This window comes from Streptomyces sp. NPDC091289, from assembly GCF_044757365.1.
Taxonomy (GTDB): domain Bacteria; phylum Actinomycetota; class Actinomycetes; order Streptomycetales; family Streptomycetaceae; genus Streptomyces.
Map to the genome: position 1 here is coordinate 55,834 of NZ_JBIVUT010000015.1, position 23,790 is coordinate 79,623.

A 23,790-nucleotide genomic window follows, 5' to 3' on the forward strand; every position below is an offset into this window, starting at 1 on the left:
CCGGGGCGCTAGCCTCCTGCCATGAATGAACATGCGGCTCCCGGGGACGCGACCGCCCCGGCCAGGAGCACTGCCGGGTACGCCGAAGCCGCCGACGAACTGGCCGTCCAGTACGAGCAGGTCACCTTCGAGGAAGTCCACCGCGACGTGCTGGAACTGCTTCCGGCCACACCCGCCCGCATCCTGGACGTGGGCGCGGGCACCGGGCGGGACGCCGCGGCGCTGGCGGCCCGGGGGCACCGCGTCGTGGCGGCGGAGCCGACCGCGGAGCTGCGTGCGCACGGGCAGCGGATCCACGGTGACCGTGCGGGGGTCGACTGGGCCGACGACGCGTTTCCGGACCTGCCGCTGCACGGGCATCCGGGCCGCTTCGACGCCGTCTTCGCCACGGCGGTGTGGATGCACCTGGACGCGGAGGAGCGTCGGCGGGCGATGGCCAGAATCGCCTCGTTGCTTGCGCCGGGCGGCCGGTTCTTCGTCAATCTGCGCCACGGTCCCGTTCCCGAGGGCCGCCGCATGTTCGACGTGTCGGCCGCCGAGACGGTCGGGCTGGGCGGTACGCACGGGCTGCGGGCGGTGCACCGTGGCGAGCGCACCGATCTTCACGGCCGTGACGACGTCCGCTGGAGCCGCCTGGTGCTCGAGTCGGCATGACGTGCCGCACCGCACGGCACCGCAGCGGTTACGGGCGTATGCAGCGTACGAGCTCGTCGGTCTTCCTGGCCGGCTTCCTCGGCCAACGGGACGAGCTGGCCAGGGCCGAGGACGCCTACGCCTCGGGCGGCCTGGACAACCGACACGTCTCCGAGCTGGACGCCTCGGCCGGAGCGCGGGCGGCGGCGACCGACGCGGTGGACGGCGGCGACCTGCGGAGCGTGATCCCCGCCTTGAGCCGCTTGGTCACAGCCACTCATCCGTCGACCTGAGCGACTCCGGCCGGGCTCGGCCCTCGGGATCGGCTCTCACTCGGACATATAGTCACTGTCCGATCCGGAATCATTGCCCAGCTTTATCTGGCTGAACGGAACATTGGCCACGAAGCTGCCGGCCGATCCCATGCTTACGTCGGTGTCACTTCCGCTTCCGCTCTCACTCTCGGTCCCGCTCTCGCTGCTGGAGGAGTAGTCGGCAAAGCTTGGATCATCGATGATGTAGTTGGCACCGGACTTGGTGACCCAGCCGCATTGAATGTATACGTCGATGAGTTTTTCTCGGGTCCCCTTCGGGACGGAGCTCACGTTCACCTTCTGCATCAGCGAATCGAACGTGGAAGGGCCGGGTGTCTGGCCGGAATTCGTCTGGTTCACGTAGTCGTTGTGCGTTTCGGAAACGACCTTGTCGTACATATGCGCAGTCGCCGCGAGGACATGCATCTGACCCTCGTCGACCGTGATGGACCCCTTTCCGTGCCTGGAATCCTTGGCGTACTGATACGACTCGGCCGGGCTCTCGGGATCCTGCCCCGATCGGAACAAGTCATTGAGGTTGGGATCGTTCTGCCAGGTGACTCCGGAGCCCCCCTGGATCTGAACGTCCACGCTCGTCGGGATCATCACAGCCCGGTAGTTTCCGTAATCAGCCGGATAGTGCGGAGTGAAAGTCACCTGTCCGGACCCCAGGGCAACCAGATTCTTCTCGATCTCGCGCCATTCCCCCGACTGCTGGTTCAGTGACCATTGAGGGACAATGTTGTCCGCGACATCACTGCCGCCCACTTCCAGCCCCATGATGTGTCCGCGGTCGTAACCCGCCCCGCCGAAAAGGTCTTTCCAGACGGTGGCGTTGTTCGGGGTGGTGCCCTTCGGGACGCGTGTGCCGGCCGTCGCGTGGTGTTGCTTCAGCGCGTCCTTGTAGGCCGATTGCAGGGATGTCACCGACAAGGGTTCCGGAGCGGACCCCCGACCGCTGGTTCCTGTGGGCTGGATGGCACCTCTGACGGTCAGCGGACGCTTGACGCGAAGATCCCGCAACGACGGGGCGCCCGGTTTCGAGGGCTGATATCTGTTCACCTCGGCGGTTTCCGTCGTCGTGGAACTCGCCCTCTGCACCGCCTTCGTACCGTCCTGGGCGCTGTTCGTGTCCGTGGCGGTCGGGGGAGCCGCCTCCGAGGACCCTGATGCTCTGCGCATGACCCGCGTTGCGTTGGCTTCGGCTTCGCGTTCGAAGCGGTCGGACGGATCGGAGACCTTCAGCCCGTCACCGGTGTCCGTGCCCGCGACCTGCCCCTGGCGCTGCTGGATGACGTGGGTGAGTTCGTGGGCGAGGGTGTGTTTGTCGTTGCCGCCGTTGCCGATGACGACATGGCTGCCGGAGGTGTAGGCGCGGGCGCCGATCTCGGCGGCGGAGGCCTTGGCGGCGGCGTCGTTGTGGATGCGTACGTCGGAGAAGTCCGCGCCGAGACGGCCCTCCATGTCGGTGCGGGTGGCACGGTCCAGCGGCCGGCCCGCGCCCCGCAGCACGCCGTGGACGGCGGAACGCTGCACGGGGGCCGGGGCTGCCTGTCCGGCCTGTCCGGCCTGTTCGTGTCCGCAGCCCTCGCCGTGCTCGTGCCGGTCCTGGGAGGGCAGGTGCCCGGCGGCCCGCAGCATCTGCACGACGGCCGCGTTCCCGGTACTGCGCTGCTGGGCGAGGAGACCGGTGGGCGGCACTCCGCCCGCGGACGGGGGCGTGCGGGTCTGGGCGGTCCTGTCTGCCGCAGGGGTCTTTCCGGAACCGGCCTGGCTGCGCATGGGGGCCTCTTCGTTGCTGAGGGAGGGGCTCTTCCTTCATACCCGTGAGCACGGCACCGGTTCCAGGTCCTCAGGGGCACAGTTGACTGACCGTGCGGTACGGGGCGCGAGGGGCGGCAACCTCGCAGGGGGATGTGTTCAGGGTTCGAGCAGGAGCCCGAGGACGTGGGCGAACTCTTCCGGCTCGGCGCTCGCGCCGAGGTGGTTGCCGGGCATATCGATCAGAGGCAGCTCCAGAAGTTCAGCGAGTGCCTGGGTCGCCCGGCGCGCCATCTGGTGATGGCTCAGCGAGCCGGCGCACAGCGTCAGCGAAACGCGACGGACGGCCTCGATGTCGGGGCGGTAGAAGACGGTCGGTCCGGCCATCCGCCCCAGGAAGTAGCGGTTCTTGGTGAGTTCCTCGACGGGCAGTTCGGGCAGCGCCATAGGGGCGGGAGGCGTCTGATCCGGTCCTGTGCGGTGAGCAGCGCCGCTGAGGTCGAAGAACTCCTGCACGGCCCGCTGAGGATCTGCCTCCGCGGCTTCGAACGCTGCCGCGGCCCGGTCCGCCAGGTCCGCGTCCCCAAGAAGGGACACCAGGGGCGGCTCATGCAGGACGGCCCGGCCGACCAGGTCGGGATGCCGCCTGCCCAGCTCCAGCAGCGTCACGGCACCGCCACTGGTACCGACGAACAGGGCGGGTCCTCCGGTGAACCTGTCGACAAGCGCGGCCAGGTCCTCGGCAAGGACCTCGGGCGTGGGCGCTGCCATCCCCGGGACCGCACGGCTGGCACCGATGCCCCGCGGATCGTGGGTGACGACGGTGAACCGGCCCGCAAGTTCCTGCGCCAGGGCTGCGAAACCGGCCCGGCCGACGGGCGCGCCGACGAGGAACAACAGTGGCCCCTCCCCCTGGACACCGAAGGCGATCGTGCAGTCCGGTCGTTCGAGCAGCTCCACCGAACTCGTGATCCGGTCACTGAAGTCCGCGATCTTCCGAGTGATCACATCGAGCGCACGGTCCAGCTCCTCGCGCCTTTCGCGGACGCGGCGACCATGCGCCGTCAGCAACTCCACTCGGAGCCTGGCCGGATCGGCCACCTTGTCGTCGGCGCCGGTGAACTGCGCGATATCGGCCAGGGGCATCCCCGTCCCACGGAGATGAACCAGCATGCGGATCAGCTCGACGTCGGCCGTCGTGTACTGGCGGCGACCCGCGCTGTCGCGCGATGGCGACGGAACGACTCCCTGACGTTCGAAGTACCGCAACGTGTCGGGCGCCAGGCCGATCCACGCCGAGACCTCCGCGATACCGAACAGCTCATCTGTCTCACCCATGCCGCAAGCCTCGCCCCTGGACCTCGGTCCAGGTCAAGCGACCGTCAGCGGACCGCGGCTTCGGCAAGCCCGGTCAACCGGTCCGCCCCGTACACCTAGGGGGCGACGGCGCGGACGAGCAGCGTCCCGATATGCCCCGGGCGGGGAGCGTCCAGCACCGTGGCCGCGGCCACGGCGAACCCGGCCCGGGTCAGCAGCCGTTCCCACACCGCGGGCCGGTAGCTGTAGCGGTACGTGAACATCGCCCTGCCCGCGAAGCCGCCCTTGTACATGCCCTGCGGCCCGTACGCGCCCGGAATGGCCGGAGGCTGGGAGAAGACGAAGACGCCTCCGGGGGCGAGCCGTTGGCGTACGAGAGGGAGGAGGCGTCCCGGGTCGGTGAACCAGGCAGCCCCGAAGATCGAGTAGACCGCGTCGTAGGTCTCCCGCGTCTCCGGCCGCCCACGCAGGTAGGCAAGAACCTCGGCGCAGACGAACTCCGCCCCGGTGTCGCCCCACTTTGCGGTGGCCTTCTCCACCATGACGGGCGAGAGGTCGACGCCCCGGGCAGCCACGCCCTGCCGGGCCAGGTGCACGAGGGCCCGACCGGTGCCGCAACCGATCTCCAGGACGGACCGCGGATCGCCCAGCAACTCCGGACCGGGGCCGTGACCGGCGTACTGCGTCCAGCAGAAGGCCGGTTCCGCGTCGTCCTTGAAGGCGGACGCGGCGTAGGCGTCCCACAGCTCCGTCTCGGCGGCGATGTCGTGGTGTGCGGGCAAGACAGGTTCCTCTTCGGCCGGTCCGGGCCCTGCCCCCTTCGGGAAGGCTTCTCATCCGGATTGTCGCCGCCGCATCGCCCGGTGGTCCGGAGCGGGCTGCGTGTCGTTGCGGCCCACTACGGTGGCCCGCATGGCCACCCCCGACTACTGGACTTCTGCACGGGACCGGACGGTGCGAGGCTCGATGGGCCTGTGCCAACTGACCGTGTTCCAGTCGCCGTTCCATCTCGATGCGCGCAGTCTGCCGCCCCAGAACCCGGCGCAGGCGCGGGCGTTCGCCGGGTCGTTCGAGGGCATCGAGGAGGTTCTGGAGGACCTCGGTCCACGCTCGGTTCTGACGCCGTTGCCGTCGTCGGTGCGGGCCGATCTGGACGTCGTCCACGCCGCCGCGTGGGGCGGCATGCTGAGCATCGTGAACCCGGCGTTCGCGACCGACGGCAACGACGAGCCGTTGAGGTCGGCGGCCACGGCGCTGCGCGAGCGGTTTCCCGGTGCGCGGATCGTGGGCCGGGTCGCCTACCACGGGGCCATGGAGCACACCGAGGACCTGGTGTGGCTGCCGGACGGGGCGATGTTCCACGCCGCCGGCTGGCCGGGCGACGAGCCGTTCGTCGTCACCGGTGACCCGCACGCGGTGATCGCGTCTCTGGAGCTGAAGGGGTGGCAGCTCGACAACGCCGGCGTCGACCTGCGCGAGGCCGCGAACGAGGTCGAGTGGGCACGGCTGGCGGGGTTGGCGTTGGGGCCGTCGGATCCGTGGGGGTGGGAGGAGATGGAGGCAACGGCTTTCCGGGTGAGGCATCGCGAGGACGCGGTGCGGGGCATGGAGGCCCTGTACTTCGTGTGAGGTCGCGTGTGCTGTGCGGGAGTGGTGCCGGCTTCCGGCAGGCCGACCCGGGCGTTGTGCTCCCGCTGGACGAACGCAGCGATGATCACGCAGGCCGTAGCCCCCGCGCGGTACGCAGTACGTCGCGCCGCACACCATGCGTATGCAAACACAAATGCTAGACCAGCACGTCTGTTCAGCGGTTTCCTTGGCTGGAATCCGTTCCCGATCGCGTACGTGTGCATGGCTTGCGTTAGCCTCTCGAGGCGCAGAAACGGAACGCAGGCAGACGGGGGAGTGGCGTGTCCTATTCGGAGCGCTGGCAGGAGCTGTTCGGGCCGACCGGCAATGGGCCCGCGATGAGGCTCGCCTCGGCATCCAACGACCCCGGGGCCGGCGCGGGCGGAACGGGGAACCTCAAGTACAGCAAGGGTCCTTGGACCAGTGCTTCCGGCACCGCCGGCGATCTGCGGACCAGGACGGAGACGAGCCGGTCGGTGCTCGGGCGCGGCCACGAGGGCGTCGAGGCGGGGGCCGCCGGCCTCAGCTCGGTCACGGCGCTCAAAGCCGTGCTGACGTCCTGGGAGGAACGCCTGAAGACGGTGCGGGACGAATGCGAGCAGCTCAAGGGCACCCTGCGGACCGTCGCCACGGAGATAGGGGAGACGGAGACCGCGATCAAGACGTCCTTCAAGGGGGTCCACGGCCCTGGCGAGGGGGATGAGAAGCGATGACCGGAACCCTCACTTGGCAGCTGCTGCGCGACCTCAAGACCTCCGAGCTCACGCAGGCGGGCGACAAGTGGCACGAGGTATCCGGCCGTTCGGCCTCCGACCGGGCACGAGTCGACCGCGCGATGTCCGCGAAGCTCCGCGAGACCGAGGAGAGCGACACAGCGGAAGCGGCCCTCGGCAGGCTCCGGCGCCTCAGCCGCAACTTCCAGTACGTTCACACCGAGTGCGGCCTCGTCCGTACGGCGCTCAACGGTCTTGCCGGTGATCTCGCTGATCCGCAGCGCCAGTTGAAGCAGGCACTGGAGGATGCCGCCTCCCTGAACTTCACCGTCCACGACGACGGGTCCGTCAGCTACCCGGCCGCCGAGGTCGAAGATGCGACCGGGGCGAAGCAGGATGCGTCGGGCGGCAAGGCCCAGGGCAGTACCCGCCTCCCGCTGGACCCGCCAGGCTTGGGCTCGCAGGGGCAGCAGCCGCTCTACCCCGGCTACTCGCGCTTCAAGCCGATGAACCCGAACGCGGAGAAGGCGCAGGACGTGGCCGACCGTATTGCGCGGGCCGTACGAACCGCGCGGGAGATCGACGCCCGGTACGCGAAGACCCTCAACGGTCTGAGGGCGGAGAAGGGCCTCGATGTCACTGCGGCCACGCTGAAGGATGTCTTCCGGGACACCGCCGACGTCCGCTCCACCGCGGGCATGCACCTCGCCGAAGGCATCCCGCAGGACAAGGAGCCCGCCGAGCGCAAGAAGTGGTGGGACGGTCTGACCGACGAACAGCGGCAGGAGTACTTGAAGGTCGCACCGGATCTCATCGGCGACCTGGATGGCATCCCTGCGGTGGTCCGCGACGAGGCGAACCGGAACTACCTGCCGTTCCTCATGGACGACTTGGCGCGGCAGGGCGGCGACGAGGCGAAGACCAAGCTCGACGCCCTCCGCATGATCCAGGGCAAACTGAATGAGTCGAGCCACCCGCCCATGTTCCTTCTGGGCATCGGGGACGAGGGCAACGGACGCGCGATCGTCTCGTACGGCAACCCTGACACTTCCAGGCATGTCGCGGCGTACGTCCCCGGTCTCGGCACCAAGCTCGACGGCGACTTCGTCAAGGCCACGATGAAGCGGGCCGAGCACACGGCCCTTGGTGCCGAGGAGGTGGACCCGTCCATCGCCTCGATCATTTGGCTGGGCTACGACGCCCCGCAGAGTGCGGATGTGATGTCGAGGGGCGATGCGCAACGGGGCGCCCCGGCGTACAACGAGTTCATGGCTGGCCTGTCCGCGACCAATGCGAACGAGGACCCGCATGTGACGGCGATCGGGCATTCCTACGGCTCGCTCACCGTCGGCACGGCCGCCAAGGAGTCCGGCGGGATCCCGGGCGTCGACGATGTGATCCTGCTCGGCAGCCCTGGCGTGGATGCGCAGAAGGCGACGGAACTCGGCGTGGGCAAGGAGCATGTGTTTGTCGGTGCCGCCGACAACGACCCGGTCACCCATCTGCCCTCGAAAGACGAGGCGGCGCTCGGCTGGGCGTTGGGAAGCCTGGTGGGGGGCCCGCCGGGAGGCCCCGTGGGGGTCGAGGTGGGACGTGACCTCTTCGACAACGGCAACGACGATGTGTACTTCGGCAAGGACCCGGCGAGCAAGGCATTCGGAGCACAGCGCTTCGAGGTCGACGACGGGCCCAGGATGGTCCTCGAGGCCGGACGGTTCAAGGCCCACTCTCAGTACTTCACTCCCGAACTGGACGATGTGTCGGCGGACAACATCGCCAGCATCGTCGGCGGGCGCCCTGAGGACATCGTGAGGGAGAAACATCGATGAGGCGCATCACAGGGACCATTCCACTGGCCTGTGCGATGGCCGTGGTCGGCGCACTGCTCGCCGGGTGTGGGCTGTCGGGCGGCGCCAAGGGCAGAGGAGGGGCATTGGCAGGCATGGACATGCAGGGAGCGGCGGAGCGCGCCGACAGGATGTTTTACGCGACGGTCGGGGCGATCAAGCCGGAGGTCGACTGGGTCCACCGCGCGACGACGACCGGAAGCTGCGACGTAACGCGCTACTGGACCGTGATGACGGTCATCTCCGAGCAGCGCCGCGGCAACCTTCTCGGTGTGGTCGAGCGTTCCTGGAAGGCGAGTGGCTATCGGATCAAGACAGTGAATCCGAGCAAGGACATGCCGGCCATCTACGCCACGTCCCCGGACGGCTTTGGTATCAGAGTTCGCTTCGGCTACAAGGGGCAGGGGTTCGTTCAGGTCACGAGCCCCTGCGTGGACGAGTCGAAGGTGGCCCCGCCCACGAAGACGGCCAACGGCCGCACGTACGAAGGCGAGATCCCCACCCCCAATGTCCGCTCCGACTTCTGGTCCGCCGAGTCTCCGGTACCGCGCCCTGCCCCCTCACCCTGACCGCGAGCGGGCCGATGGGCCCACGGCTGCACAGGATTCGGCAGCCGAGTGCCTCAGGCCCCCCACAGCCAGGATCCGTACGCCGCTGATGCGACGAGTTCGCCCAGGCCGTAGGTGAACGGAACAGGCACCAGCAGGAAGGTGCCGGCGCGGACCAGGGACGGTCCGATGATGGAGACCACGTCATAGGGACCGCTGGTCGTGAAGAAGTCACGCCAGCGCAGGATGTCCCCGGAGCTGCACGCCCAGAAGAACAGTCCGATCAGCAAGAAGACCATGCCGGTCAGCAGTCCCAGAAAGGTGCCGGCCTCCAGCAGGTCGACACGGTCGTCGTGATCCCGCAGGGCGAACGCGGCGACGATCACGCAGACCGCGGCCCCCACGCCGTACGCCGCTCCGCGTGCCATGACGTCGCCCAGTCGCAGACGCGGTTCGAGCACCCCGTCCGCACCTCTGATCATGTGGGCCATGCGCGTGCTCCCTGTCATCGCCGCCGCGTCGGGGATTTTCCCACGTCACCGGCATCAGCTGCGTCTGCGTCTTCGTCTACATCTGCGTCTGCACGGTGTCGTAACCGGGCCGGCGACGCAAGGTGGTGCGGCCTGGCCTCAGCGTCCACGCCCCGGACGCCGACGGCGGTAGTAGGCCGCCGTGACCACCGCGAGCAGCGGGCCCCACGCCAGCAGAGGGAGATAGCAGGCGGTCATCAGCCAGTTGTGGAAGCCGTCGGGGGACTCGGCGGCACCCATGTTGTCCGCGTCGTTCCAGGTGAACGCGCCGGTCACCGTGATGAAGGTGACGAGTACCGCGCCGAGCGACGCGGGAATCACCGCCGCCATCACGGGGATGCTCCGGCCGCCCAGCACCGGAACCCAGTACGGGAGTTCCTCGCCCCACCTGTGGACCAGGCCCAGGGTGAGCAGCCCGAGCGCCTCGGCCAGCAGGCTGAGGCCGATGAGATAGAAGGACCCGGTGCCGGGGAAGTTCTCCGGGCCGAGGGACTCCTCGGTGAAGCCGGAGTCCCAGCCGAACGCGATGGCGATGCGCCACAGCCCGGACGGCACCAGGGTCAGCGCGGCGGCGTGCGCCGCCAGGCGGATGTACCGGGGGACGTGGGGTGCGGCAGCCGGGGTGGGTGTCCCGGTGCCCGCGACGGCCGCCGTGGCGCCGATTGCGGTGTTGCGCATGATGACCTCCGTACTGAAGGGGTTCGTGCCGCCGTGGCCGATGGCACACGTGAAGCCTCGCCCCGGCACCCCGCGATCACATCCGCCGAACGGCACGGAGACCGGCACGGAGTTCGCGCCGCCGCCCGGCCCGTCTATGCCGTTCGGCAGAGAGCCCCGCCCCTCGCGCGCTCGTACGCTGATCACCATGTGGGAATCAACCGGCCCGGCCGCCCAGGCACTCGGCGCCCTGCCGTCGCTCGCGGCCGCGGGCACGCTGGTGTGGGCCGTCGCCCGCCCCCGCCCCGCACTCCGTCAGCGGCTCGGCCGCCTCGCCCACCCGACCACGGTCTGCGCGACCCTCTCCCTGATCACCACCGCCACCATGCCGCAGGCCGGTTTCGGCTCCGCCTGGAAGCTGGTGGAGGTCGCCTTCCTGCTGATCCTCCTGGCCGTGATCACCCGCTGGTCACCCCTGCGCGAACTCGTGCCGGCCCTCCCGTTGGCCGCCCTCGCGGTGACCGTCTGGCCGCTGGTGCTGGTCTCCGGTGAGTCCTTCCTGGAATCCATCGGCATCGCCACCTTCTGGCTTCTCCCCGCAGCCGGCGCGGTGGCGGCAGGCGCCCACCTCCGCCGCCAGGAAGCACGTCGCCGGAACGCGGTGGCCGAGGCCCGCAGCGCCCAGCGTCTACAGCTCTCCCGCGACCTGCACGACTTCGTCGCCCACGACATCAGCGGAATCGTCGTCCAGGCCCAGGCGGCCCGCTTCGTCGCCGCCACCGATCCGACCCAGGCGATGCTCGCCCTGGAACGTATCGAGAAGGCGGGCCTGAGCGCCCTGGCGGCGATGGACCGGACGGTGGAGATGCTGAACGGTCCGGAGGCTCCCGCCGCCACCGAACCGCTCCCCGGCGTCTCCCAACTACAGTCCCTGATAGATGACTTCACCTCGGCGGGAGCCACCGAGGCGTATCTGGAGCTGCCTCCGGTGGTCACGGATCTGCTCTCCCGCGAGGCGGGCACCGCCGCCTACCGCATCGTCGTCGAGGCACTGACCAACGTCCGCCGGCACGCCCCTGACGCCTCCCGCGCCACCGTCGCGTTCGTGCCCACGGCCACCACGGTGGAGATCCGGGTCACCAACGACCGCAGCACCCGAGCCCCGGCCCGCCGCCGCGCTTCCCGGGGCGGCCTCGGCCTCCCCGCGCTCACCGAGCACGCGCAGGCCCTCGGCGGGACTCTCTCGGCGGGGCCGTACGGTGGCGACGGCTGGCGTCTCACCGCCGTGCTGCCTGCCATGCCGCGAGGGTAGGCGGTGCCGGTGACAGCCGCGTCGGCCTGTTGTCAGGCTGCGGCGAACTCCACGAAGGACGTCCAGGAGGTGGGGGAGACGGCGAGCGCGGGGACGGTGAGGTCCTTGGAGTCGCGGATGTGGACGGTGTGGGGGCAGGTGGCTACCTCTACGCAGTCGCCGCCCTGGTTGCCGCTGTAGCTGGACTTGGACCAGGTGAGCGCGATCTCTACGCAGTCGCCGCCCTGGCTGCCGCTGTAGCTGGACTTGAGCCAGTTGAGGTCGGTGCTCATAGTTCCTCAGCCATCTTCTCGATCATCTCCCGGGACCTAGCCGGAGTGTATGCCTGGGCCCGCAGTAGTCCATACTTCCCGAACAGGTTTGCCAGCTCCAACTGTTGGGTGACGAAAAAGCTCCCCCCTTGGCCTTCGATGTAGGCCATCCGTTGACGCTCCGCGTTCTCCAGGAGAACGAACGGTCCGTCCAGAGCGCAGTGGTTTTCCACGTCCACCGGCATTAGCTGGATCTGGACATGTCGCAACTGAGCGAGCGACGCGAGGTGGTGCAGTTGCGCCTTGCGGACCCGTCGACCACCGATGGGCCGAGTGAGTGCTGTCATCTCCAGCACGAAGCTGATATCCGGCAGCGGTCGGCGAGAGAGCAGGCTCTGGCGAGCCAACCGACCGGCTACCTTCTCCTCGATCTCGTTGTCGTCGAATGTCGGGTATTGCCCCGCAAAGACTGCCCGTGCATAGGCTTCGGTCTGGAGCAGCCCAGGCATTACGTGTGTTTCGTAGGCGTGGCGAACGGTGGCTCCAGCCTCCTCTTCCGCGAACGGCTTGAACCAGTCCGGCAGCGGGCTGCCCTTCTTCGGCGGTTTCGGTGCGGCGACGATCAGTGCACCTTGTGCACCCAGCACCTCGTCCGCCCGCTGCACGAAGACGCCCTTCGGCGGCCGCGCACCCCGTTCCACCATCGCCACTTGGGACTTGGAGTAGCCGATCCGCTTGCCCAACTGCTCCTGGGACAGCCCCGTCCGCTCGCGGAAGTGCCTGAGCAGCAGCCCGAACATCTCGGCGGTGCTTTCGGGCTGATCACTGGAGTGCACGGGCTCACCTCGTATGTACACCGCTGTCCACAGCTTGCTTGTGACCCTGGTCACGGTACGTGTCCGCTGCAACGCTGAGCGCATGGAACTCCGAAATTCACCGGATCCGGTGCCGTCCTGGATCCCCGCCGCCGGCCACGCCCTCCGGCACGTCGGCATTCACTTCGACGCCGTCCGTGCCATCGGCCTGCTCGGCGAGGAAATCGCGTACGAGGTCATGCAGTTCACCGGCTTCCGCGCCGGGCCCATCGTCCGCTCCGGCATCGGCGAGCGCAGCATGTACTTCCTGCTCGCCCCCGGGACCGCCGCCGAGCACCGGTGGCCTCCCGGGGTGGAAGCGATGAGCCGGAACGCGCGGGGGGACGCGTTCGTCGGGGTTCCGGCGTTGACCGGGGGTACCTGGCCGCTGGACTGGCGGTCGCGGCCCACGGCCCAGGACCCCTTCGTGGACGGCGGGTTGCTGCACGAGATGGCCTGGCTGCGGGCGGGCTGCACCGTGCGGGAGTGAGTGAGGCCGGGGTACCGCTCGTGGCCCGAGCGTGAACGCGGCGCGGAACCCTGGTCAGGCTCCGCACCGTGGTTTTCATGCCCGGAAGAGTAGTCAGCGCGTAGTTCGTGAAAGACGTCTATGTGGCGGGGCAAAGGTGCACACCGCGGCCTTGCCCCGGCGGGCGCATCATGAAGACGTCGATCGGGTCCTGCGCCTCCATGACGAAGCCGTGGCGCTCGTAGAGCCGACGGGCGGCACTGCCCTGCAAGACGTTGAGGCCAACGGTCATGCCCTGCGCATCCGTTCGCTCCAGGACCGTGCGCAACACGGCGGATCCGAGGCCTCGGCCCTGGCATAGCGGGGCAAGGTAGAAGTGCTCCAGCCACAGCCTGCCTTCGGCGGGCCGGACCGTGACGCACCCCGCGAACTCACCGTCGATCGTGATGATCGAGCTGTGCCGCGGGGAGAACGAGTCCCGCAGCCGCTGCCGTACCCGGTGCTCGTCGTAGCGCCCGAGGCGTTCCAAATCCGCCCGCATGACCGTGGCCCGCAACTCCGCGACCGCCTCGATGTCGGCCGACTCCGCGGAGCGCAGAGCCCAGGCCTCGGCGTGCGCCGGCGTGGCCCATGCGGGCGCCGCTATGTCGGATCGTGTTCCGCTCTCCGTCGTCCCAGCATTCATGGCCGGAGTATTTCAGTCGGCCTGCCTTGAAGGACGAGGTCAGAGGGCTCGGCAAATATCTCGCCGATGGCCGACGGTCAGCACCCAGACGATGAGCCGACTGTCCTCAACGGTGTAGACGGCCCGGTAGTCACCCACTCGGAGACGCCAGCGTGCGTCATGGCCCTGGAGCGGCTTGACGTCGAATGCGGCGAGATCCCCCGCGTCCAGGGCTGTCTGCAGGTCTGCCAGGCGGCCGAGGACACGTCGGGCTTCCGGCAGTGGAATCTTGAGAAGGTCCCGCTGCGCATGAGCCGTGAATCGTGTGACGTGGCCCATGAGTCAGTTGGCCGAACGGAGGAGTGCGGCCATCTCTTCGAGGGATACCGACCCCTCGGTTCCTTCGGCCTCCGCCTTGTCTGCAAGTCGGTTGAGCCATTCGTCTTCGTACCGCTCTGCGGCCTCCCGCAGACGTCGGTACTCGTCGATGTCGACGAGGACCGCTTCACTCTTACCTCGGCGGGTGATGATCGTGGGCGTCTCGTCGCGGCGGGCACGGTCGATGACGTCCGCGAGGTGCTTGCGTACCTCTGCCATGGATTCGGTCACGGGCTCGCTCATGTGAATCAATGTATCAGATGTACATCTGTTGCACCTCGTGGAGGCGGAGGGTGAGGGAATCACCACTCTCTGCGGTACGGTGATCGTGACATCACGCTCCGTGTGCTCGGTTCAACCGGCGCATAGAGCGGCCCCCGGGGGTGTTTGAGCACCTACCCGAGGGCCTTCACCACCAATGGATCTGGAGTCCACCCGCGATGCTTTCGCATGTTATCCCGCCCCCTCGGGGCTACACGAAGGCCCCCAACGGCCTGGTGCGTCATCCGCGTATCGGCAGCGATGCGAAGATCCTCGTCCTGTACGTCCAAGGGCTTCCCGAAGAGCAGCGGGACAAGGCGCTGAGCGAGCATGCCCGTGATCTCCGGATGACCGGTCGCGCCTACCAGAAGGCCAAGGCCGACCTCGTCACGTACGGGTACGTCCACGAGAAGCGGGAGCCCATCGCCGGAGGGCGCTGGCAGACCGTCCAGGTGTTCAGCAATCAGCCGTTGACCGTTGACCAAGTCGCCCGTCTCCGCGCCGGTGTTCCCGCCGATGGGTACGAGCACGTGAACGCGTCCGCAGCCCCGGACGCGTGGCCCGCTCCGACTGCGCACTCTCCGACGGTCGGTGAGCCGACTCCTCGGACCGTCGGTGGTCTTTTACCCGCAGACGAAGAACAGGGCGAAGACACATCCCACCCACCCACCGAAGCGGCCGAGGTGGCAGGAGAGACGGAAGCGGCCGATGAGGAGCCGCAAGCGCCCGTGCAGGCAGAAGTTCTTCTCGCCGAGCGCGTGTTGCTCTCGCTGCGGCATACGACGCGCCAACTCACGCTCGGCGTTCGCGAGGCCCGCAAGCTCGCATCACTCGCCGCCGAGTGGCTGCGGAGAGGCGTCAGCGCCGGGGAACTGAGGCTGGCGCTCTGCAGCGCGCTGCCGGAGGAAGGCGTGCGGACCGCCTTCGGATTCCTGGAGCACCGGCTGGTGGAGAAGCTGCCCGCGCCCCCGGAGGAGACGGCGGACCTGGCGGACCTGGCGGTGGCGGCGGAGTCCGCGCCGCCACCACTGCCACTGCCCCAGTCCTTGCCCCTGCCCCTGATCGCCTGTGACGGGCCCGGCGAGGAGCACCTGTTCCGGCCGCATGAGTCTTGGGTCACCACCTGCGGGCCCTGCCACCGCGAGGAGCAACGCGCCTACTGGGCCGATGTGCGGGCCCGTGCCGAGGCCGACCCCGTACCCCCGCCGCCGTCCTGGCGGGAGCGCGTGGCCGCCGAGGCCCGTGCTGAAGTGGCTTCCGGTTACGGGACCCGGGCCACGGCCACGTAGATGCCGCTGAACTCCTGGGTGGGCGCGGGGCTTCCGTTGAACCACTCCGGGGCCTTCACCAGGCCGGGGGCGGCGATCTCCAGGCCCTCGAAGAACCGGGAGAACTCCTCGCGGGTCCGCAGGGCCAGTTGGATGCCGCCCTTCTTGTACTCGTCCTCGCTCTGCTGCCCGATCTCCTCGTTCACGTCGGACGCGCCGTGGGACAGCACGACGTAACTGCCGGGGGCCATCGCGCTCGTGAACGTACGGATGATGCCGATCGGGTCCTCGGCGTCGGGCAGGAAGTGGAGCAGGCCGAGCAGCGACAGGGCGATCGGGCGGTCGAAGTCCAGGGTCTCGCGGGCCGCGTCGAGGATGATCGCGGGCTCGCGGACGTCGGCGTGCACGTAGTCCGTCACGCCCTCCGGCCGGCTGATCAGCAGCGCTTCCGCGTGGCGCAGGACGATGGGGTCGTTGTCGCAGTAGACGACCCGGGCGGAGGGGCGTATCTCCTGGGCCACCTGGTGCAGGTTCGGCGCGGTGGGGATGCCCGTTCCGATGTCCAGGAACTGCGTCACGCCCTCGCCCGCCAGCCAGGCCGTGGCGCGGTTCATGAAGGAACGCTGCTGGCGAGCGCCGATCTTCGCCTCGATGGGCAGGAGTTCGGCCACTTCCTGGTCCACCGGGTAGTTGTCCTTGCCGCCGAGCAGCGCGTCGTAGACCCGGGCCGAGTGGGGCTTGCTGGTGTCGATCGGGGGGTGAGGAGCCTGTGCCGTCATACCGAACTCCAGATACACGTGGTGTGGACCAGTCAGTTGACGCAGTCTGCCACAGCAACTCATCGCGGACGGATGGGTGTTCGGTCGGTGCGGCGTGGCCGGGAGGGGAAAGTCCGGCCGTGGGTTGCTCCGTGTGCCGCTTCTCGATCCACTCGTGACCGTGGCGTTGCGGGGGTGGTGAATATGTTCACCCCCGCCGGTCCTCGCTTTGACCTCGTACGCCGTGCGCGCCCAGGATCGGCGGTGTGAACCCTGACGTGCCTCAGCCCCCGCCCCAGCCGCAGCCCGAGCCTCCGTCGCCCTGGGCTCCGCCGTCCTCCTCGGGCGAGCCGCCCCGCCCGCCCGAACCGGGTTGGCAGGGCTGGGACAAGCCGCCGCAGTGGAGCCGTCCGCCGTCCGGTCCGGTGCGCGCGCCCTCGGGTTCGCGCTACGACGAGCAGGGGCGCAACGGGCAGGGCGGACGGTTCGGCTGGCTGGGCGAGCTGGCCGTCGTCGTGGCGCTGGTCGTGGTGGGCGTCCTGGTCGTCAGCCTCGTCGGGCTCGTCGTCGCGGCGCTGCTGGACGCGGGGCCCGCCTCGGCGGACAGCGAACTCTTCTTCGAGGACCCGGTCGCGGATCTGGTCGTCCAGCTCCTCGGCATCGCGATCGGCATACCCATCGTCCTGGGGGCCGTCCGGCTCCTGGGCCGGCGGCCCGCCGGGACCGTCTCCTCCGTCGTCGGGCGGCTGCGCTGGGGCTGGCTCTGGCGGTGCGCCGCCGTGGGGTTCCCGCTCATGATCGTGCAGATCGGCCTGCTGATCGCGTGGACCTGGAACGACGAGCCGCTGGGGGAGTCGGGGAGCGGCTTCCCGGGCTGGCCCGTCTTTCTGCTGAGCCTCGCCGTGGTGCTGGCGCTCGTCCCGTTCCAGGCCGCCGCCGAGGAGTACGTCTTCCGGGGCTGGCTGGTCCAGGTGATCGGCCGGGTCGCGCGTTCGCCCTGGCCCGCGATCGTGCTCGCTTCCCTGCTGTTCGCCCTGGCCCATGGGTTCGGTGAACTCTCGGGGTTCCTGCTGCTGTTGTACTCGGCGCTGTGGTGGGGCTGGCTGGTGATCCGTACCGGCGGTCTCGAGGCCGTGATCGTCATGCACGTCGCGAACAACCTGCTGGCCTTCGGCCTGGCGGCGGGCTTCGGTGAACTGGCCAGCACGGAGACCGCCGCCGACGCCCCCTGGCAGGCCATGGTGATCGAGCTGGTCTTCGCCCCGCTGTACTGCCTGACCATGGCCCGGATCGCGGACCGCCGCGGGGTCGAGCGGGTGAGCCCCTGACCCCGGCTGCTGTTGGGGGCCGGTCCGCGTCCCGGGGCCCTGGCCACTGCCCTGATGCCGTGCGTGTTACGGGAAGGTCGGGAACGCCGGCGGCTGCGTGGTGCCCGGGATGTAGTCGAAGTTGGGCGTGAGCGTGCCGAAGAGGCTGCCGGCGCGCGGGGCCGTGGCCCCGATGCCCTCGGAGATGAGGGCTGCGGCGTCCTGTGTGAAGTAGAACGGAACCTGCTTGAGGCGGAAGCCCGTGGGGCTCGGGCGGGCGCCGACCATGACCTCGGCGTAGGTGGACTCGGCGACCACGACCTCCTCGAGGAGCGGCTTGCCGTCGACCGAGACGCCCGCGGAATAGGCGGGCGTCGGCATGACGCGGATGAAGGTGGACTTCAGGGTGATCGTCCTGCCGGATCCGGGGTGGTGGAGCGTGATGCCGCCGGGGTAGAAGATGCGGCCCTTGGTGTCGAGGCCGTCACCGGCCGTTGAACCGATGGGCATGCTGAAGCCGCGGCCGTCGGCGTCCTTCACGAACGGGCCGATGGCCTCCCAGGTGATGCCCTCGCGCTCGATCCAGGCCAGGGTCTCGTCGCTCATCGCCGCGTGGGCGTCGCCCCAGGGGGAGATGTAGGCGCCGGGCAGCGGTTCGGCGGCTGCCGTCGTGGTCGTGTGGGCCGGCTGCTGGGCGGCCGCTCCGGTCGAGGTCAGGCCGAGCGGTACGGAGAGCGCGGCCACGGCGGCGAGGACGGTGAGACGGTGAAGTGCGCGCATACGCATGGAGCGTTTCCAGTCTGTGAGGGGTGGGGCAAGGCTGCGGAGTTCGCCCCGGGAAGGCCCGACAGCCGCGGGACGGGGAGTGGGTTCCGCGTCGGGCAATGACGCTGTCGAAGATCGACTTCACGGGGAGTATGTCCATTGCCGCATGGCTTTGCGAACACGAAGGTCGCTCGTTAGGCCATCAGGGGGGAAAGAGTCACGCGAGGTGTGGTGTGCGGCGCGTGACGATCACTCCAAGATCACTTCGCGCGTTGTCCGGGGTGACTTCCCACCCCGTTGCCCGGGGTGATTTCCCCATCTCCACCCCCACCCCCACCCCCACCCCCACCCCCACCCCCACCCACAGCCCTGGAGACACGCGTGCCGGGAACTTCCAGAACGCCCCGATGCAACTCCGTGCCCCGTCGGCGGCTCGCGCTTCTGGCCGCCACCACCGTGGTGCTCACCGCCGCTGCCCTGTCGGGGCAGTTCACGGGCATCGGCGAGGCGGGCGGGCACGTCGACGCCCCGTCGGCCGTACTCGACTCCCCGACGGACCTGACCGATGTCTATGCCTTCACCAGCCCGGACGACGCGGACATGGTCACCCTCATCGCGAACGTCCGTCCCTTCCAGGTGCCCGGCACCGCGGCCAACGCGCTGGTGGACTACCCGTTCGCGACCGGCGCCCGGTACGAGATCCACACCGACGCCGATGGTGACGGGGCCCCGGACACCACCTACCGCTGGACGTTCAGGGACGAGGACCGCAGGCCGTTCGGGGCAGGGCCGAAGGTCGGGCCGATGCCGGTGAACTCGCTCGACGACGCGTCGCTGCGGGTACGCCAGAAGTACACGCTGGAGAAGGTCGGGGCGGGCGGCGCCGTCCGTACGCTGCTGAAGGACGCGGTCGCCTCCCCGACCCACACCGGCCGGGCCCTGATGCCCGACTACGGCAGGCTGCGGGCACAGGCGGTACGCCAACTGCCCGGCGGCGGCCGTACGGTGGCCACACAGGCGGCGGAGTCGTTCAAGGTGGACACGCAGGTCTTCGGCCTGTACACGGTCGGCACGCGCGGCCCGGTGCCCGGATGGTTGCCCGACGCCCAGCCGCTGTCGGCGCTGAACGTGAACAGCCTGGTCCTCCAGGTCCCCAAGAGCGAAGTCGCCCTCAACGGTGACCCGAAGCGCAACCCGGTCATCGGGGTGTGGGCGTCGGCCTCCCGGCAGGGCGCGGACCTGGAACGCGGTCTCGCGCGTCAGGCCCCGGTCTTCCGGCAGGTCTCCCGGCAGGGCACGCCGCACGTCGCGTTCGCGCTGTTCGGCTCCACCATCGGGCTGGCCGCCCCGGGCGGACCCGAGGACCGGTACCAGGCCCGCGTGCCGAAGGACGACCACCGGGAGGGCGACTTCCTGGCAGCCACCCTGGATCCCGTACCGCCGCACCGGATCGAGAAGGCACAGGGCCGCACAGCGCCGGCGGCTCCGCGCCACGACATCCAGGCCCTGTTCATGAAGGGCATCGGCAAGGACAACGGGGCCGCGTTCGGCTTCGACCTCAACACCCACACGATGAACGCCGACGCCGACGCCGAGCGCATCGTGCTCGCCGAACAGCTGCGGCTGAACCTCCGAACCCCCGTGACCGCCGGCCCGAAGGCGCACGGTGTTCTCGACGGGGATCTGCAGGGCTTCCCCAACGGGCGGCGGCTCAATGACAACATCGACGGGCCGCTGATCCGGATGCTGGAAGGTGAGCCCGCCGGACCGTCCGCGATCGGGCTGCTCCCGAAGCCGGTCATCGGCCTGGAGCCCGCCGACGCGCAGAGCGTCTTCCCCTACCTCAACCTCCCGCACGCGGGCCCGTGAGGCGTCTGCTCATCGCCGCGGGCGCGGCGGCGGCCGTGGCCGGGTGCGTGGCGGGGCTGCTCCAGCTCGGTCCCGACACCTCCCGGCCCCCGGCCCGGCAGGCCGCCGCCCCCACGGCCGCACCCACCGGATCCCGCAGCGCGGGCATCAGCGCTGTCGATACCGCCCGCAGGGCGACAGCGGCGCACCCCGACGACCCGGCCGTCTGGGCCGGCCTGGCGCGCGCCGAGATCGAACAGGCCCGCACCACCCTCGACGCGAGCCGGCTCGACGCCGCCGAGAGGGCGCTGCGCCGCTCCCTCGCCCTGGACGCCGTGGACAACTACGGGGCCGTGACGGGCCAGGGGCTGCTCGCCAACGCCCGGCACGAGTTCGCGAAGGGACGCGCGTACGGGCTGCACGCCACCCGGATGGCACCCGACCGCCCCGACGGGTACGCCGTACTCGCCGACGCCGAGATCCAGCTCGGCAACTACCCGCAAGCGCGCACAGCCGTACAGCGGACGCTCGACATCGCCCCGGGCACCGCCGCCTACAGCAGAGCCGCCTACGACCTGGAGACCCACGGCAGGCCCGAGGACGCCGCCATCGCACTCCAGCGAGCCCTGAACAGCGCGGTCACCGACGACGAACGGGCCTTCACCGAGACCCGGCTCGGCGATCTGGCCTGGTCCCGGGGCGAAGTGGACCGGGCGGGACGGCACTACCGGCGCGCCCTGGCCGCCGTGCCCGACCATCCCTACGGGCAGGCCGGAATCGCCCGGGTGACCGCCGCGCGCGGGAACACCGGTAAGGCGCTCGAGCTGTACGCGCGGCTCGTCGAACGCACGCCACTGCCCCAGTTCCTGCTGGAGACGCTGGAGCTTCGACGCGCGGCCGGGGACGCCCGCCGGGGCGGCGAGCAGACCGCCTTGTCGGCACAGACGCGGATGGCCCACGCGGACGGCGGCCCGGTCGACCCGCACCTCATTCTCCACGCGGCCGACCACGGCGACCCGGAGCTGGCGGTGGAGCTCGGACGCCGGGCGTGGAAGCACGCGCGCAGCGTCATCGTCGCCGACGCACTCGGGTGGGCGCTGCACCGCGCGGGGCAGAATACCGAGGCCCTCGCCTACGCCCGCCGGGCAGCCGCGACCGGCTGGAAGAACGCGCTGTTCCTCCACCACCGCGGCACGATCGAGCAGGCACTCGCGATGCCCGAGGGGTCCCCGCATCTGAGCGAAGCCGCTGCCCTGAACCCGTACCCCTTCCCCTTCCCTTCCTCCACCGTCCTGACGGAGACCGGTAGTCGATGAAGTCCTTACGCCGTGCGGCGGTCGTCGTGGCGCCCTTGTTCGTACTGTTCGGACTGGCCCCGATGCCGACGGCCCACGCTCACCCGCTGGGCAACTTCAGCGTCAACCACTACGACGGCCTGCGCCTTTCGCACGACCGGATCGAGGACACCGCGGTCGTCGACAGCGCGGAGATCCCCACCGCGCAGGACGAGGAAGCCACCGACACCGACCACGACGGCACGATCTCCCCCGCGGAAGCGGCGGACCGGGCAACCGAACGGTGCGCCCGGCTCGCCGACCGCACCACGCTCTCGGTGGGCGGCGAGCGCCTCGCCTGGAAAGTGGGCCGCACCGCCCTGACCTATACGAAAGGGGCCGCGTCGGTTCCCGTCGCCCGCCTGACCTGCACCCTGCGGGCCGACGCCGATCTCTCCCGTCCCACCACCGTCTCCTTCGCCTCCGGGGCGGACGGGGAACGGACCGGGTGGAAGGAGATCACCGCCGTCCCCGGCGACCGCGTACAGCTGGCCGAGGCGTCCGTCCCCGCGACCAGCCCGAGCGATGTACTGCGCCACTACCCCCGAGGCGGCGACGAACCACCACTCGACGTGGCCGGGGCGGAGCTGCGTACGGAGCCGGCGGCGGGCGGCCCCGGGCCTCCCGGAGCCCCGGGACCGCCAACGTCCGGTGAGGAGGCGGCAGTTCAGGCCATGGACCGCGACACCGTGCTCTTCCCGGCACTGGAGCGCCGCCTCACCGTCCTGACCGCGGGCCGGGACCTCACCTGGTCGGTGGGACTCCTCGCCGTCCTGCTGACCCTCCTCCTGGGCGCGGGTCACGCGGCACTGCCCGGCCACGCCAAACTCGCCGTCGCCGCCTGCCTGGCCCGCCGGGAAGGCGGCATCCGCGCCGCCCTCGCGGTCGGAACGACGGTCACCGTCTCCCACACCGCCGGCGTTCTGGCCATGGGCCTGCTCCTCACCGCGGGCGGCGCATTCGTCGGGGAGCGACTGCTCGGATGGCTGGGGGCGGTCAGCGGCGCGGTGATCGCCGTACTCGGAACGGTGCTGTTCGTGACAGCGGCGCGGGCCCTACGGACGGGCCGCGCACCGGCGCTCTGGCACCACGGACACACCCACGCCCACGCGCACGCCCACGCGCACGCCCACACGCATGGACACCACCACGACCACCCTCACACTCATGCACACGGGCACGGGAGCGACTCCCCCGAGGGGACCGGCGAGGAGACCGGGCCACGCCGCCGCACCGGCCTTCCCACCCTCGTCGGCGTCGGTCTCGCGGCCGGCCTGGTGCCCAGCCCGTCGGCCCTTGTCGTCCTGCTCGGCGCGATCGCACTGAGCCGGACAGCCTTCGGCGTCCTGCTCGTCATCGGCTACGGCGCCGGCATGGCCCTCACCCTGACCGCCGCCGGTCTGCTGCTCTCCGGCGGCGGCAACCGGCTCGCCGCCCTGGGCGAACGCCGCCTGCCCTCCCTGCGCCGCTACACCCGCTATGCGAGCCTCCTCACCGCGCTCGCCGTCCTCACCGTAGGCATCAGCCTCACGCTGCGAAGCCTCATCACCCTCTGAAACCCTCCCGCCCACAGAACTGCGGGTCCTGCGGGGCTTCGGGCTACTGCTTCGGGCCGCTGTCCCCTCAGCGCTCAGAAGGCCTCGGCCGTGTCAGAAGGGCACGGTCAACTGCGTCCGGACGTGGGCCCGCAGCACCCCCGCCATGTCCGTCGCGCAGTCGCTGATCAGCCACTGGATCTGGAGCCCGTCCATCAGCGCGATGAGCTGCTGCGCGGCGGCCGACGGGTCGACGTCGTCCCGGAGTTCGCCCGCCTCCCGGGCCTGGAGGTAGGCGCGTTCGGTGTTGGCGACGGACGTACGGTAGCGGGCCTCGAAGTACGCGTGTGCCGGGTGGTCGGGGGCGGTGGCCTCCGCCGCGACCACCGAGAACAGCTCGACGATCCCGCGCCGCTTCGCGTTCAGCTCCGCGAGGTCGGTCAGCCGGCGCAGATGGTCGATGCCCCGCGTCACGCCCAGGGACAGCCACTCGTCGTCCACGTCGTCGCGGCGCTGGAGCACGGCGAGGAGCAGGGCCTCCTTCGTCGGGAAGTGGTGCAGGAGGCCCGGGTGGGAGATGCCGCAGCGGGTGGCGATGACCCGGAGCGACGCGCCCCGGTAGCCGGCCTCGCCGAACAGGGTCATCGCCTGGTCGAGGATCTCGGTCCGCTTGGCCCGGCCCTTGGCGTAGCCGCGCCGGGTTTCCGGAGTCACGCGTATTCACCCGTTGTCATCGGAGGCCTCTCTCGTTCCGCCCCAGATTCTCACAGGGGTGAATACTTACCAAGCGGTCGGGATTGAGCGTACGGTACTGCGAGTGCCGTCGTGGCCGTCGTG

Annotated in this window: 26 protein-coding genes; 13 read left to right on the forward strand and 13 right to left on the reverse strand. The window is 69.9% G+C overall.

Going from position 1 to position 23,790, the window contains the following annotated elements; translation table 11 throughout:
- Window positions 1-21 precede the first annotated feature (21 nt).
- A complete protein-coding gene (locus ACIQPT_RS21005) occupies window positions 22-654 on the forward strand; it encodes a class I SAM-dependent methyltransferase (protein ID WP_401157399.1) in 633 nt (210 codons plus the stop codon).
- 38 nt (window positions 655-692) lie between these two features.
- Window positions 693-926: a hypothetical protein gene (locus ACIQPT_RS21010; RefSeq protein WP_401157400.1), complete on the forward strand. Its 234-nt coding sequence runs from the start codon at window positions 693-695 to the stop codon at window positions 924-926.
- Between the two features lie 36 nt (window positions 927-962).
- Here the strand turns inward: ACIQPT_RS21010 and ACIQPT_RS21015 are convergent, their stop codons facing one another.
- The 3 genes from ACIQPT_RS21015 to ACIQPT_RS21025 form a co-directional block, all read right to left on the reverse strand.
- Complete coding sequence (locus ACIQPT_RS21015) at window positions 963-2,729, reverse strand: DUF4157 domain-containing protein (RefSeq protein ID WP_401157401.1); 1,767 nt, start codon at window positions 2,727-2,729, stop codon at window positions 963-965.
- Between the two features lie 138 nt (window positions 2,730-2,867).
- Window positions 2,868-4,046: an alpha/beta fold hydrolase gene (locus ACIQPT_RS21020; RefSeq protein ID WP_401157402.1), complete on the reverse strand. Its 1,179-nt coding sequence runs from the start codon at window positions 4,044-4,046 to the stop codon at window positions 2,868-2,870.
- Between the two features lie 95 nt (window positions 4,047-4,141).
- A complete protein-coding gene (locus ACIQPT_RS21025; protein WP_401157403.1) occupies window positions 4,142-4,807 on the reverse strand; it encodes a class I SAM-dependent methyltransferase in 666 nt (221 codons plus the stop codon).
- A 130-nt stretch (window positions 4,808-4,937) separates the two neighbouring features.
- Here ACIQPT_RS21025 and ACIQPT_RS21030 point away from each other — a divergent pair, with 130 nt between their 5' ends.
- From ACIQPT_RS21030 to ACIQPT_RS21045, 4 genes are all read left to right on the forward strand, one after another.
- Window positions 4,938-5,654: a DUF6333 family protein gene (locus ACIQPT_RS21030; protein ID WP_401157404.1), complete on the forward strand. Its 717-nt coding sequence runs from the start codon at window positions 4,938-4,940 to the stop codon at window positions 5,652-5,654.
- A 281-nt stretch (window positions 5,655-5,935) separates the two neighbouring features.
- Window positions 5,936-6,367 (forward strand): hypothetical protein, encoded by a 432-nt coding sequence (locus ACIQPT_RS21035; RefSeq protein WP_401157405.1) that lies wholly within the window; start codon window positions 5,936-5,938, stop codon window positions 6,365-6,367.
- Window positions 6,364-8,196, forward strand: coding sequence for an alpha/beta hydrolase (locus tag ACIQPT_RS21040; protein ID WP_401157406.1), 1,833 nt, complete (start codon window positions 6,364-6,366; stop codon window positions 8,194-8,196). Before ACIQPT_RS21035 ends, ACIQPT_RS21040 begins: the two co-directional genes overlap by 4 nt.
- Entirely contained in the window at window positions 8,193-8,783 is a 591-nt protein-coding gene (locus tag ACIQPT_RS21045) for a hypothetical protein (RefSeq protein WP_401157407.1), read from the forward strand. The genes ACIQPT_RS21040 and ACIQPT_RS21045 overlap by 4 nt, the downstream gene beginning before the upstream one ends.
- A 53-nt stretch (window positions 8,784-8,836) precedes the next feature.
- Here ACIQPT_RS21045 and ACIQPT_RS21050 read toward each other — a convergent pair whose 3' ends face one another.
- Together ACIQPT_RS21050 and ACIQPT_RS21055 are read right to left on the reverse strand one after the other, a co-directional pair.
- Window positions 8,837-9,253 carry a DUF6336 family protein gene (locus ACIQPT_RS21050; RefSeq protein WP_401157408.1) on the reverse strand — a complete coding sequence of 139 codons (417 nt, stop codon included), beginning with the start codon at window positions 9,251-9,253 and terminating at the stop codon, window positions 8,837-8,839.
- A 138-nt stretch (window positions 9,254-9,391) separates the two neighbouring features.
- Complete coding sequence (locus ACIQPT_RS21055) at window positions 9,392-9,970, reverse strand: hypothetical protein (RefSeq protein ID WP_401157409.1); 579 nt, start codon at window positions 9,968-9,970, stop codon at window positions 9,392-9,394.
- Between the two features lie 187 nt (window positions 9,971-10,157).
- Between ACIQPT_RS21055 and ACIQPT_RS21060 the strand changes: the two genes are divergently transcribed.
- Window positions 10,158-11,261, forward strand: coding sequence for a sensor histidine kinase (locus ACIQPT_RS21060; RefSeq protein WP_401157410.1), 1,104 nt, complete (start codon window positions 10,158-10,160; stop codon window positions 11,259-11,261).
- A gap of 32 nt (window positions 11,262-11,293) precedes the next feature.
- Here the strand turns inward: ACIQPT_RS21060 and ACIQPT_RS21065 are convergent, their stop codons facing one another.
- Window positions 11,294-11,533 carry a DUF397 domain-containing protein gene (locus ACIQPT_RS21065; protein ID WP_401157411.1) on the reverse strand — a complete coding sequence of 80 codons (240 nt, stop codon included), beginning with the start codon at window positions 11,531-11,533 and terminating at the stop codon, window positions 11,294-11,296.
- Window positions 11,530-12,348, reverse strand: coding sequence for a helix-turn-helix domain-containing protein (locus ACIQPT_RS21070; RefSeq protein ID WP_401157412.1), 819 nt, complete (start codon window positions 12,346-12,348; stop codon window positions 11,530-11,532). Before ACIQPT_RS21070 ends, ACIQPT_RS21065 begins: the two co-directional genes overlap by 4 nt.
- 82 nt (window positions 12,349-12,430) lie before the next feature.
- Here ACIQPT_RS21070 and ACIQPT_RS21075 point away from each other — a divergent pair, with 82 nt between their 5' ends.
- Entirely contained in the window at window positions 12,431-12,856 is a 426-nt protein-coding gene (locus ACIQPT_RS21075) for a hypothetical protein (protein WP_401157413.1), read from the forward strand.
- Between the two features lie 118 nt (window positions 12,857-12,974).
- Here ACIQPT_RS21075 and ACIQPT_RS21080 read toward each other — a convergent pair whose 3' ends face one another.
- The 3 genes from ACIQPT_RS21080 to ACIQPT_RS21090 are packed head-to-tail and all read right to left on the reverse strand — an operon-like array spanning window position 12,975 to window position 14,120.
- A complete protein-coding gene (locus ACIQPT_RS21080) occupies window positions 12,975-13,520 on the reverse strand; it encodes a GNAT family N-acetyltransferase (RefSeq protein ID WP_401157414.1) in 546 nt (181 codons plus the stop codon).
- A 39-nt stretch (window positions 13,521-13,559) separates the two neighbouring features.
- Window positions 13,560-13,838, reverse strand: a complete 279-nt coding sequence (locus ACIQPT_RS21085; protein ID WP_401157415.1) for a type II toxin-antitoxin system RelE/ParE family toxin — start codon at window positions 13,836-13,838, stop codon at window positions 13,560-13,562.
- Between the two features lie 3 nt (window positions 13,839-13,841).
- Entirely contained in the window at window positions 13,842-14,120 is a 279-nt protein-coding gene (locus ACIQPT_RS21090) for a type II toxin-antitoxin system Phd/YefM family antitoxin (protein ID WP_401157416.1), read from the reverse strand.
- Between the two features lie 197 nt (window positions 14,121-14,317).
- Here ACIQPT_RS21090 and ACIQPT_RS21095 point away from each other — a divergent pair, with 197 nt between their 5' ends.
- A complete protein-coding gene (locus ACIQPT_RS21095) occupies window positions 14,318-15,427 on the forward strand; it encodes a hypothetical protein (protein ID WP_401157417.1) in 1,110 nt (369 codons plus the stop codon).
- Here the strand turns inward: ACIQPT_RS21095 and ACIQPT_RS21100 are convergent.
- The gene (locus tag ACIQPT_RS21100) at window positions 15,400-16,185 is read right to left on the reverse strand and encodes an SAM-dependent methyltransferase (protein WP_401157418.1); all 786 of its coding nucleotides are present in this window, start codon (window positions 16,183-16,185) and stop codon (window positions 15,400-15,402) included. The two genes, ACIQPT_RS21095 and ACIQPT_RS21100, sit on opposite strands and share 28 nt — an antisense overlap.
- Window positions 16,186-16,589: 404 nt before the next feature.
- On the opposite strand from ACIQPT_RS21100, the gene ACIQPT_RS21105 reads away from it, so the two are divergent.
- Window positions 16,590-17,492, forward strand: a complete 903-nt coding sequence (locus tag ACIQPT_RS21105) for a lysostaphin resistance A-like protein (protein WP_401157554.1) — start codon at window positions 16,590-16,592, stop codon at window positions 17,490-17,492.
- Between the two features lie 66 nt (window positions 17,493-17,558).
- On the opposite strand, the gene ACIQPT_RS21110 is transcribed toward ACIQPT_RS21105, so the two are convergent.
- Window positions 17,559-18,251 carry a hypothetical protein gene (locus ACIQPT_RS21110; RefSeq protein ID WP_401157419.1) on the reverse strand — a complete coding sequence of 231 codons (693 nt, stop codon included), beginning with the start codon at window positions 18,249-18,251 and terminating at the stop codon, window positions 17,559-17,561.
- A 402-nt stretch (window positions 18,252-18,653) separates the two neighbouring features.
- On the opposite strand from ACIQPT_RS21110, the gene ACIQPT_RS21115 reads away from it, so the two are divergent.
- The 3 genes from ACIQPT_RS21115 to ACIQPT_RS21125 are packed head-to-tail and all read left to right on the forward strand — an operon-like array spanning window position 18,654 to window position 22,974.
- On the forward strand, window positions 18,654-20,105 hold the full coding sequence (locus ACIQPT_RS21115) for a DUF4331 domain-containing protein (RefSeq protein WP_401157420.1): 1,452 nt from the start codon (window positions 18,654-18,656) through the stop codon (window positions 20,103-20,105).
- Window positions 20,102-21,400: a tetratricopeptide repeat protein gene (locus tag ACIQPT_RS21120; protein WP_401157421.1), complete on the forward strand. Its 1,299-nt coding sequence runs from the start codon at window positions 20,102-20,104 to the stop codon at window positions 21,398-21,400. The genes ACIQPT_RS21115 and ACIQPT_RS21120 overlap by 4 nt, the downstream gene beginning before the upstream one ends.
- Complete coding sequence (locus ACIQPT_RS21125; protein WP_401157422.1) at window positions 21,397-22,974, forward strand: nickel transporter; 1,578 nt, start codon at window positions 21,397-21,399, stop codon at window positions 22,972-22,974. The genes ACIQPT_RS21120 and ACIQPT_RS21125 overlap by 4 nt, the downstream gene beginning before the upstream one ends.
- Before the next feature lie 93 nt (window positions 22,975-23,067).
- Here the strand turns inward: ACIQPT_RS21125 and ACIQPT_RS21130 are convergent, their stop codons facing one another.
- Window positions 23,068-23,667, reverse strand: coding sequence for a TetR/AcrR family transcriptional regulator (locus ACIQPT_RS21130; RefSeq protein ID WP_401157423.1), 600 nt, complete (start codon window positions 23,665-23,667; stop codon window positions 23,068-23,070).
- Between the last annotated feature and the right edge of the window lie 123 nt (window positions 23,668-23,790).

Coding starts and splice junctions, on each gene's coding strand:
- ACIQPT_RS21010 (WP_401157400.1), top strand. CDS start 693: ATGCAGCGTACGAGCTCGTCGGTCTTCCTGGCCGGCTTCCTCGGCCAA.
- ACIQPT_RS21125 (WP_401157422.1), top strand. CDS start 21,397: ATGAAGTCCTTACGCCGTGCGGCGGTCGTCGTGGCGCCCTTGTTCGTA.
- ACIQPT_RS21110 (WP_401157419.1), bottom strand. CDS start 18,251: ATGCGCGCACTTCACCGTCTCACCGTCCTCGCCGCCGTGGCCGCGCTC.
- ACIQPT_RS21075 (WP_401157413.1), top strand. CDS start 12,431: ATGGAACTCCGAAATTCACCGGATCCGGTGCCGTCCTGGATCCCCGCC.
- ACIQPT_RS21020 (WP_401157402.1), bottom strand. CDS start 4,046: ATGGGTGAGACAGATGAGCTGTTCGGTATCGCGGAGGTCTCGGCGTGG.
- ACIQPT_RS21065 (WP_401157411.1), bottom strand. CDS start 11,533: ATGAGCACCGACCTCAACTGGCTCAAGTCCAGCTACAGCGGCAGCCAG.
- ACIQPT_RS21045 (WP_401157407.1), top strand. CDS start 8,193: ATGAGGCGCATCACAGGGACCATTCCACTGGCCTGTGCGATGGCCGTG.
- ACIQPT_RS21005 (WP_401157399.1), top strand. CDS start 22: ATGAATGAACATGCGGCTCCCGGGGACGCGACCGCCCCGGCCAGGAGC.
- ACIQPT_RS21060 (WP_401157410.1), top strand. CDS start 10,158: ATGTGGGAATCAACCGGCCCGGCCGCCCAGGCACTCGGCGCCCTGCCG.
- ACIQPT_RS21040 (WP_401157406.1), top strand. CDS start 6,364: ATGACCGGAACCCTCACTTGGCAGCTGCTGCGCGACCTCAAGACCTCC.
- ACIQPT_RS21090 (WP_401157416.1), bottom strand. CDS start 14,120: ATGAGCGAGCCCGTGACCGAATCCATGGCAGAGGTACGCAAGCACCTC.
- ACIQPT_RS21030 (WP_401157404.1), top strand. CDS start 4,938: ATGGCCACCCCCGACTACTGGACTTCTGCACGGGACCGGACGGTGCGA.
- ACIQPT_RS21080 (WP_401157414.1), bottom strand. CDS start 13,520: ATGAATGCTGGGACGACGGAGAGCGGAACACGATCCGACATAGCGGCG.
- ACIQPT_RS21100 (WP_401157418.1), bottom strand. CDS start 16,185: ATGACGGCACAGGCTCCTCACCCCCCGATCGACACCAGCAAGCCCCAC.
- ACIQPT_RS21050 (WP_401157408.1), bottom strand. CDS start 9,253: ATGGCCCACATGATCAGAGGTGCGGACGGGGTGCTCGAACCGCGTCTG.
- ACIQPT_RS21085 (WP_401157415.1), bottom strand. CDS start 13,838: ATGGGCCACGTCACACGATTCACGGCTCATGCGCAGCGGGACCTTCTC.
- ACIQPT_RS21055 (WP_401157409.1), bottom strand. CDS start 9,970: ATGCGCAACACCGCAATCGGCGCCACGGCGGCCGTCGCGGGCACCGGG.
- ACIQPT_RS21015 (WP_401157401.1), bottom strand. CDS start 2,729: ATGCGCAGCCAGGCCGGTTCCGGAAAGACCCCTGCGGCAGACAGGACC.
- ACIQPT_RS21095 (WP_401157417.1), top strand. CDS start 14,318: ATGCTTTCGCATGTTATCCCGCCCCCTCGGGGCTACACGAAGGCCCCC.